The organism is Variovorax sp. Root434 (assembly GCF_001426595.1).
Lineage (GTDB): Bacteria > Pseudomonadota > Gammaproteobacteria > Burkholderiales > Burkholderiaceae_C > Variovorax.
This window is the reverse complement of record NZ_LMEK01000001.1, coordinates 757905-766064: the sequence shown is the minus strand read 5'-3', so window position 1 is coordinate 766064 and position 8160 is coordinate 757905. Positions and strand designations below refer to the sequence as shown.

The window sequence follows — 8160 nt, the reverse complement described above, 5'->3', positions numbered from 1 at the left end:
CGCTGACCCGTCCTGCCATAGGTTGACACCTATAAGGGACACAGAGCGGGCTTGTTCAAGCCGGCCACGGACGCCCGATGGACTTCATCGGGCGTTTTCAATTCTAGGGACAGGTGCGGTCTCTCCTGGTTGTAGATCTGCACGGCTTGGCGAACCATCCGGGCCGCTTGGCTCAGGTCCACCGGTCGATGCAACAGGAACTCCATCTTCAGGATTCCGTTGACGCGCTCGGCCAGCGCGTTCTGATAGCAGTCGTAGCCGTCGGTCATCGAGCAGGCGATGCCGTGGCGCCGATGGATCTCCTGGTAGTCGTTCGAGCAGTACTGGATGCCTCGGTCCGAGTGATGCACCAGCATCTGGCGGGTCTGGCGCCCCCTGAGCGCCTCCTTCAGCGCCCGGCTGACCTGCTCAGTGCGCAGGCTGTCGTGCACGTGATGGCCCACGATCTTGCGCGACCACGCATCCGTCACCAAGCTGAGATAGACGAACCCCTGGTCGGTGGGCAAGTACGTGATGTCTGCTACCCAAACCTGCTCGCTGGCAGTCGCTCGAACCTGATGCGGCCCCTCCTTGAGCAGGTTGGGATGGCGCCGAAATCGATGATGGCTGTCGGTGGTCTTGTGATACGCCCGCCTGGGCGCCACCAGCATGCGAGCCTCGCGCAGCACGTCCAGCAGCGCATCGCGCCCCAGGCTTGCGCCGGCGTGCTGCAACGGCTGCTTGAGCAGATGGTGCAGCTTGCGCGCGCCCAACCGGGGCTGGCGCAGGCGCACGTCGCGAACGAGCTCTATCACGGTGTCCGTACGCGCACAGCGTTGCTGCTGATGCTGCAACTGCTGATAGTAGGCTTGGCGGCTGACGCCCCAATGGCGGCAAGCCCTCGCCACGCTCAACCCCGGGAGGAGCTTTTGCGAGAGGACTTGCCCGAAGGCTTTTTTACGATACGCACTCCGTAGTCCTTCTTCAGGACATCGATCACCGCCTCGAACAACTGGGCCTTCTCGTTGGCTTCGCGAAGCTGGACTTCCAGGGCCTTGATCTTCTGTTCGGGGGTCAGCGGTGCAGCGGGTGCAGATGAGGGTTTCTTGATCGGTACTGGCATAGCAGGCCCCGATGATGCCGAACCCCAGTTCTGACGGCCATGCTTGCGCAGCCACACCAGAACGGTCGAACGTCCCTGGATGCCGTAGCGCTCCTGCGCCTGCTTGTAAGTGAGTTCGCCCTTTTCTACCTGGTCCACCACCGACAGCTTAAAAGCCAGCGTGTAGTCCCGCTGGGTGCGTTTGACGCTTGATTCCATTGACTTGCCTTTTCTTGAGGGAAAAGGTGTCAACCCAGGTCAGGACGGGTCACGCCCATNCGTGTAGTCCCGCTGGGTGCGTTTGACGCTTGATTCCATTGACTTGCCTTTTCTTGAGGGAAAAGGTGTCAACCCAGGTCAGGACGGGTCACGCCCATAGAAAAAGCCAGCCCTTTGGGGGCCGGCTTTTTTCATTCAGTCACGAATGACGTTGCGATTTAGCGCCAGTGGCCGTGGCCGTGGTGGTAGCCGCGACCGTAGTAGCGCGGACCGTAGTAGGCCGGCGGACCGTAGTAGACAGGGGCCGGACGGTAGTACACGGGCGGCGGGTTGTAGTAGACCGGGGCCGGGGGTGCGTAGTACACGGGTGCCGGCGGCGCGTAGACCGGCGCCGGGTAGTAGGCCGGAGCGCCCACGCCCACTGCCACGCCGGGAAGGCCGACACCGACCGACCAGCTCACGTCGCCGCGGGCGCTGGCGGAAGTGGCTGCGAACAGTGCACCGGCTGCCACCACGCCTGCGGTGGCCCATTTGAAGAAAGTCGAACGTGTGAGGCTCATGATCCTGGACTCCTTGTTTCTGTGGGCTGCGTTCGGATCTGAACCGCCCATGGATGTATTGAACGCGGCAAATGCAAAGGGGGTGCACCGGGCATTGTGAAGAACGTTGCCAAAGGTAACCTCTAAGGGGTGCCCTCTAGAATGAGGCAATGACCTCCCCGACCAACAAAAACGGCGCCAAAACGACCGCTGCACCAAGCAATTTCCTGCGCCACGTGATCGAGAACGACCTCGCACAGGGTGCTTATTCTGGCCGCAAATGGGGCGGATCGCCCGGCAACGCCACCCACCACGCCCAGGGCATGGTCGACCCCGCCAGGGTGCGCATGCGCTTTCCGCCCGAGCCCAACGGCTACCTGCACATCGGCCATGCCAAGAGCATCTGGCTCAACTTCGAGCTGGCCAAGGAATACGGCGGCGTGAGCCACCTGCGCTTCGACGACACCAATCCCGAGAAGGAAGACCAGGAGTACGTCGACTCCATCCGCGACGCGGTGAAGTGGCTCGGCTACGAAACCTACCTGGCCGACCGCCCCAGCGCCCCCGGCACGCTGCAGCCGCACGAGTACTTCGCGAGCAACTACTTCGACTTCATGTACGAGGCCGCCGAATACCTCATTGGCGCCGGCCTCGCCTACGTCGACGAACAGACCGCCGAGGAGGTGCGCGCGAACCGCGGCGACTTCAACACGCCCGGCACCGACAGCCCCTTCCGCACCCGCACGCCCGAGGAAAACCTCACGCGCTTTCGCGCCATGCGCGACGGCCAGGTCGCCGACGGCGCCGCCATCCTGCGCGCGAAGATCGACATGGCCAGCACCAACATCAACATGCGCGACCCCGCGCTGTACCGCGTGCGCCGGGCCACCCATCACAACACCGGCGACAAGTGGTGCATCTACCCGATGTACACCTACGCGCACCCCATCGAGGACGCGCTGGAGCAGATCACCCACAGCATCTGCACGCTGGAGTTCGAAGACCAGCGCCCCTTCTACGACTGGCTGCTCGACCGTCTCGCCGAAGGCGGCCTCGTCGCCAGCCCGCACCCGCGCCAGTACGAATTCGCCCGCCTCAACGTGACCCACGTGCTCACCAGCAAGCGCAAGCTGCGCCAGCTGGTCGAGGAGAAATACGTCGACGGCTGGGACGATCCGCGCATGCCCACCATCGCCGGCCTGCGCCGCCGCGGCTACACGCCCGAAGCGCTGCGGCTGTTCTGCGAACGCAGCGGCACGACCAAGTCGGGCGGCTGGATCGACTACGCCAGCCTCGAAGCCGCGCTGCGCGACACCTTGGACCCGATCGCCCCGCGCGCGATGGCCGTGCTCGACCCGGTCAAGCTCGTCATCACCAACTGGGGCGAACTGATGGGCGGCGACGACGTCCTCGACGCCTGCTCGGCGCCGGTCCATCCCCACCACCCCGAAATGGGCCATCGCGAGTTCAAGCTCGGTCGCGAGGTATGGATCGAACGCACCGACTACGAAGAAGTGCAACCCAAGGGCTTCTTCCGCCTGTTCCCGGGCAACAAGGTGCGGCTCAAGTACGGCCACGTCATCGAATGCACCGGCGGGACCAAGGACGCGAGCGGCAAGCTCGTCGAAGTGCAGGCCAGGCTGGTGCCCGACACCAAGAGCGGTACGCCCGGCGCGGATGCGATCAAGGTAAAGGGCAACATCACCTGGGTGGCGGCCGCGGACGCGGTGCAGGCCGAGGTGCGGCTGTACGAGCGGCTGTTTGCCGCGGCCCATCCGGGCAGCGGTGAACTGCTGGACGAGCTGAACAAGGCGAGCCTGGAGGTGTGCTCGGCGTTCGTCGAGCCTTCGCTGGCCAAGGCCGAAGCCGGTGTCGGCATTCAGTTCGAGCGGCACGGGTACTTCGTGCTCGACGCCAAGGCCAGCGCGGACGGCAAGCCCGTGTTCAACCGCGCGGCGGGGATGCGAGACAGCTGGGGCAAGTAAGCCCTGCGCCGCTATCCGGGCCGCTTGTAGACCACGCCCAGCACCGCACTGTTCTCGTCGGTGGTGCACACGGCGGAGCGTCCCTGCGGCCCGACCTTCAGGTTGATCGTGTAGACGCCGTCGCGCGGCGTCGTGCCGCTGTCCACCACGATGCTGCCGGGGGGCACACGCAGTTCGCGCGCGGCCGCAGCGACGCAGTTCTTGACGCTCGCCTCGGACGCGCCGCCGACGCGCAGGGATGAGCTGCTGCAGGCAGCCATCGAAAGGCCTGCCGCCGCCACGCACGCGAGATGAATGTGGCTTCGCATCGTCATTTCGAACTCCCATGTGTTTGCCAGACGAAGCCGATTAGGACGCCGCGGTGCGAGACGTGGTGCAGGACAGCCCCTCGGCAATGCGTGGCCCGCGGCCGTTTACGAGACGAATTCGAATTCCGTCACGAAAACCTCAATAAATATTTGATATTCAACGATTTTCCGTATAAATTTCAATCCCCAATATTTGCATGGAAAACCAATGGAATTCCAGGACATCGGCGACGACGCCCGCCGCCAGTACATCGATTCCAGAGCCACGTTCGAAGCATTCGAGGCGGCCAAGGCACAGGCTGCCGCCGTGCGTGGCGGCATGTATTGGAAAACAGTCAACGGCGCCGAGTACCTCGTTCGCACCAGCACCCGAAACGCACAAAAAAGCCTCGGAACCCGGAGTCCCGAAACCGAAGCCATTCACAGCAGCTTTGTTCGCAGAAAAGAAGAAGCCGAAAGCCGGGTGAAGGAGCTGAGCGACGCGTTGACGCGCCATCAGCGCATGAACCGGGCCTTGTTCGTCGGACGTGTCCCAACCATCGTCGTCGACATCCTCGACATGCTCAAGCGTGCGGACATCTCGGAGCATTTCACCGTGGTCGGCACACACGCGCTCTATGCCTACGAAGCGGCTGCGGGGGTACGGCTGCAAAGTGCGGCAGTGGCAACGCGCGATGTCGATCTGCTCTGGGACACACGCAAGCGCTTCCGCCTCGCGACCCAACTCAAGCGCCTCGATTCGTCCATGCTGGCCTTGCTGCGCAAGGTCGACAAGACCTTCTCCCTGCTCGACCATCAACGCTATACGGCCGTGAACAGCAAAGGCTTCGAGGTCGACATCCTGCGTCGCGAAGCGCAGGAACAAGACCCCCACCCCGCTCAGTTGAGCGACGCCGAGGAAGATTTCTGGGCCGTGCAGGCCCGCAACGCCGAACAGTTGGTCAGCGCCCCACGCTTCTCGGCCGTCGTGGTCGGCACTACCGGACACATGGCACGCATGGACACCGTGCATCCGCTCGCTTTCGTGCGCTTCAAACGCTGGCTGGCCCAGCGGCCCGATCGCGATCCGCTCAAGTCCGGCCGCGACGACCTGCAGGCGGATACGGTGGAGCAACTGGTGCGAGACTACCTGCCGCAGTTGGCCGAAGCGCCGCGCGACGCCTCCCATCCATGAATCTGCCATCCTCTTCGCGGCTCATCCGCTTCAACAAACCCTACGGCGTCCTCAGCCAGTTCACGCCCGAGGGCCGCTGGCGCGGCCTGAAAGACTTCATCGACATCCCCGGCGTCTACGTCGCCGGCCGGCTCGATGCCGACAGCGAGGGCCTGCTGCTGCTCACCGATGACGGCAAGCTCCAGGCACACATTGCCGATCCGCGCTTCAAGATGGAGAAGATCTATTGGGTGCAGGTGGAAGGCGTGCCGACCGAAGCGGCGCTCGCTTCCTTGCGCAGCGGCGTGCAGCTCAACGACGGCCCCACGCGGCCGGCAAGAGCGCGGCTGCTCGATCCGCCGCCCGAGGTCTGGGAGCGGCAGCCTCCCATCCGCGAACGCAAGAACATTCCCACCGCGTGGCTCGAGCTGGCGATCAGCGAAGGCCGCAACCGCCAGGTGCGGCGGATGACGGCAGCCGTGGGGCTGCCGACGCTGCGACTGATCCGCGCGGCAATCGGGCCTCACACGCTCGATGGCCTGGCGCCCGGAACCTGGAGCGAATAGCGCCCTCCATCCACCGTATTCCTGTCCTCTTCACATGAAGCAAACGCCCTCCTCTTTCCTCGCAACTCTCGCCCTCAACCGCCGCAGCGCCGTGCTCGGCACGATCGGCCTGATCGCCGCGATGCACGCCAACGCTGCGACCAAGTCGACCGCAAAGAAGCAGCCAGCCGCAACACCTGGCGTATGGCCCCGCGCATCGCAGGTGCCCGGCGGCGTTGCCCGCCTGTCGCTGGGCCCGTCGGCCAAGCGGCCCCAGGCCTTCGCAGGCGACATCCCCCTGCTGGTGGTGGGCGATGCCATCGAATGGACCGCGCTGGTAGGCATCCCCCTCGCGACCGAACCCGGCGAGGCAAGCATCACCGTGCGCGCCGAAGGCAAGCCCGAACGCCAGATCGCCTACACCGTGGCCCCGAAGCAATACCGCGAGCAGCGCCTCACCGTGGCCCCGCGCACCGTCGACCTGTCGCCCGATGACGAGGCGCGCTACGCCAAGGAACGCGACCACCTCACCAGCGTGATGGCCACCCTCACCGACATGCACCCCGATACCGTGCTGCAGATGCGCGTGCCCGTTCCCGGCCGCCGCTCCAGCTCCTTCGGCCTGCGCCGCGTGTTCAACGGCCAATCGCGCAATCCGCACAGCGGCATGGACATCGCAGCCGGCACCGGCACGCCGGTGCTTGCGCCCCTGCCTGGCAAGGTGATCGACACCGGCGACTATTTCTTCAACGGCGGCACCGTCTGGCTCGACCACGGCGGCGGCCTGCTGACCATGTACTGCCACCTGAGCCGCATCGACGTGAAGGTCGGTGACGTGCTGAAGACCGGTGAAGCGCTGGCCGCCGTGGGCGCGACCGGGCGGGTGACGGGGCCGCATCTGCATTGGTCGGTGATGCTGAATCGGGCGATGGTGGACCCGGCGTTGTTCATCGCGGCCTGAGTACTCACCCTGAACTCCTGATTTCGCCCAGCTCCTAAACTCGCGCTACTCATACAAGGGGTTGGTTGGAGCAATGGCCAAACAAACAAGAGCCGAGCGACGCCAGAAGCGCGCGCGGAGGGAACTGGCAGGCAAGGGATGGACGGCGGCCATCATCGGCGTCATCTTTTTAGTGGGACCGAGTTTCATGCACGGCTCCATCATCGGCACGCTCGGTCCGGCTCTTCGGCCGGCGGGCTGGGCAGCATTGGCCATTGGTATGCTGCTGCTGGGTTTGCACTACTTCGCCACCCGCAAGACGTCCCTGCCAGAGGTGGAACATGCGGCACCGCAGCCGCCTGCGGCCAAGCCGTCCCGGCCCAAGCCATCCTCTTCTTTTGCCCCTCGGCACGAGCCTGGACTGGCCCCGGCGCCCTCTCAATCCAGCCCTTCTCCCTCCGAGCCCACGCCACAACGCGAACCGCAATGGAGCCCGGGTGTGCTTGCCGCCATTGAATGGCGCCGCTTCGAAGCACTGTGCGAAGCGCTCTACGCCCAAGCCGGATTCACCACGCGCAGCCAATCGCATGGCGCGGACGGCGGCATCGACATCTGGCTTCACTCCAAGCACAGCGACGTCCCACGCATCGTTCAATGCAAGCACTGGCAGAGTAAGGTCGTGGGCGTGAAGGAGATGCGCGAGTTCTTCGGTGTGATGGCATCGCACCAGCTCAAAGGCGGCACCTACGTGACGAGCTCGACTTTCTCCGCCGAAGCCCTCGCCTTCGCGAAGACCAACGGCATTCACGCGCAGGATGGCGCGGCCTTGCTCAAGCTGATCGGCCAACGCACGCCGGAACAGCAGGCCGCATTGCTCGCCGTAGCCTATGAAGGCGAATACTGGCGGCCCACCTGCGCCAGTTGCGGTACGAAGATGGTCGAAAGGAACTCATCGAAGAGCGAGGGAAGCTTCTGGGGCTGCGCCAACTACCCGAAATGCCGGGGCAGGACGATTCCGAAGTTCAAGGCGCTCTTGGCGGCCTGAACGCGAAGCGAACGATGACCGCTCAGCCAATGTTTACCGAAGCCTGCCTCGCCACATCGATCCGCCCCGGCAGCCGGCGCGACATCCTCGCCCTGCTCAACGACCGCCTGCATCCTGCGCTGCAGGCCATCGTCGCGGCTGAAGTTCTAGCGGGCAACCGCATCTGCGACGCAGGCACCGATTGGCCCGACCCGGGCTCAGTGCACATCACGCTCGCCGAGCACTTCGATGGCCGGCATGCCAGCGCGCAAGCCGCCTTCAGCCCCTGCGACGACCCGCACTACTGGCACGCGCACTACAGCACCACGGACAAGCCGCGGCACCTCCTGACCTGCTGACTGGCCG

9 protein-coding genes are annotated in these 8160 nt (G+C 64.7%); 6 read left to right on the top strand and 3 right to left on the bottom strand.

Annotated elements, in window-relative coordinates; genetic code table 11:
* Window positions 1-29: 29 nt before the first annotated feature.
* Window positions 30-1300 (bottom strand): IS3 family transposase gene (locus tag ASD05_RS03665; RefSeq protein WP_200955377.1). Its coding sequence is split into 2 segments (ribosomal slippage): window positions 30-938 and window positions 941-1300, totalling 1269 coding nucleotides; the frame shifts between segments, so codons are not numbered across the junction.
* 218 nt (window positions 1301-1518) lie between these two features.
* Window positions 1519-1860: a hypothetical protein gene (locus ASD05_RS03655; protein ID WP_056587714.1), complete on the bottom strand. Its 342-nt coding sequence runs from the start codon at window positions 1858-1860 to the stop codon at window positions 1519-1521.
* A gap of 149 nt (window positions 1861-2009) precedes the next feature.
* Here ASD05_RS03655 and ASD05_RS03650 point away from each other — a divergent pair, with 149 nt between their 5' ends.
* Entirely contained in the window at window positions 2010-3824 is a 1815-nt protein-coding gene (locus ASD05_RS03650; RefSeq protein WP_056587711.1) for a glutamine--tRNA ligase/YqeY domain fusion protein, read from the top strand.
* Window positions 3825-3835: 11 nt separating this feature from the next.
* On the opposite strand, the gene ASD05_RS03645 is transcribed toward ASD05_RS03650, so the two are convergent.
* Window positions 3836-4138 carry a hypothetical protein gene (locus ASD05_RS03645; RefSeq protein ID WP_056587708.1) on the bottom strand — a complete coding sequence of 101 codons (303 nt, stop codon included), beginning with the start codon at window positions 4136-4138 and terminating at the stop codon, window positions 3836-3838.
* Window positions 4139-4340: 202 nt separating this feature from the next.
* On the opposite strand from ASD05_RS03645, the gene ASD05_RS03640 reads away from it, so the two are divergent.
* From ASD05_RS03640 to ASD05_RS03620, 5 genes are all read left to right on the top strand, one after another.
* On the top strand, window positions 4341-5306 hold the full coding sequence (locus tag ASD05_RS03640; RefSeq protein ID WP_056587706.1) for a nucleotidyltransferase domain-containing protein: 966 nt from the start codon (window positions 4341-4343) through the stop codon (window positions 5304-5306).
* Entirely contained in the window at window positions 5303-5851 is a 549-nt protein-coding gene (locus tag ASD05_RS03635) for an rRNA large subunit pseudouridine synthase E (RefSeq protein WP_056587704.1), read from the top strand. The genes ASD05_RS03640 and ASD05_RS03635 overlap by 4 nt, the downstream gene beginning before the upstream one ends.
* Before the next feature lie 34 nt (window positions 5852-5885).
* Window positions 5886-6791 carry a M23 family metallopeptidase gene (locus ASD05_RS03630; RefSeq protein WP_157609926.1) on the top strand — a complete coding sequence of 302 codons (906 nt, stop codon included), beginning with the start codon at window positions 5886-5888 and terminating at the stop codon, window positions 6789-6791.
* A gap of 73 nt (window positions 6792-6864) precedes the next feature.
* Window positions 6865-7815, top strand: coding sequence for a restriction endonuclease (locus ASD05_RS03625; protein WP_056587703.1), 951 nt, complete (start codon window positions 6865-6867; stop codon window positions 7813-7815).
* Window positions 7816-7829: 14 nt separating this feature from the next.
* Window positions 7830-8153: a hypothetical protein gene (locus ASD05_RS03620; RefSeq protein WP_157609925.1), complete on the top strand. Its 324-nt coding sequence runs from the start codon at window positions 7830-7832 to the stop codon at window positions 8151-8153.
* The last annotated feature ends 7 nt before the right edge of the window (window positions 8154-8160 follow it).

Coding starts and splice junctions, on each gene's coding strand:
- ASD05_RS03630 (WP_157609926.1), top strand. CDS start 5,886: ATGAAGCAAACGCCCTCCTCTTTCCTCGCAACTCTCGCCCTCAACCGC.
- ASD05_RS03635 (WP_056587704.1), top strand. CDS start 5,303: ATGAATCTGCCATCCTCTTCGCGGCTCATCCGCTTCAACAAACCCTAC.
- ASD05_RS03625 (WP_056587703.1), top strand. CDS start 6,865: ATGGCCAAACAAACAAGAGCCGAGCGACGCCAGAAGCGCGCGCGGAGG.
- ASD05_RS03640 (WP_056587706.1), top strand. CDS start 4,341: ATGGAATTCCAGGACATCGGCGACGACGCCCGCCGCCAGTACATCGAT.
- ASD05_RS03650 (WP_056587711.1), top strand. CDS start 2,010: ATGACCTCCCCGACCAACAAAAACGGCGCCAAAACGACCGCTGCACCA.
- ASD05_RS03655 (WP_056587714.1), bottom strand. CDS start 1,860: ATGAGCCTCACACGTTCGACTTTCTTCAAATGGGCCACCGCAGGCGTG.
- ASD05_RS03645 (WP_056587708.1), bottom strand. CDS start 4,138: ATGACGATGCGAAGCCACATTCATCTCGCGTGCGTGGCGGCGGCAGGC.
- ASD05_RS03620 (WP_157609925.1), top strand. CDS start 7,830: ATGACCGCTCAGCCAATGTTTACCGAAGCCTGCCTCGCCACATCGATC.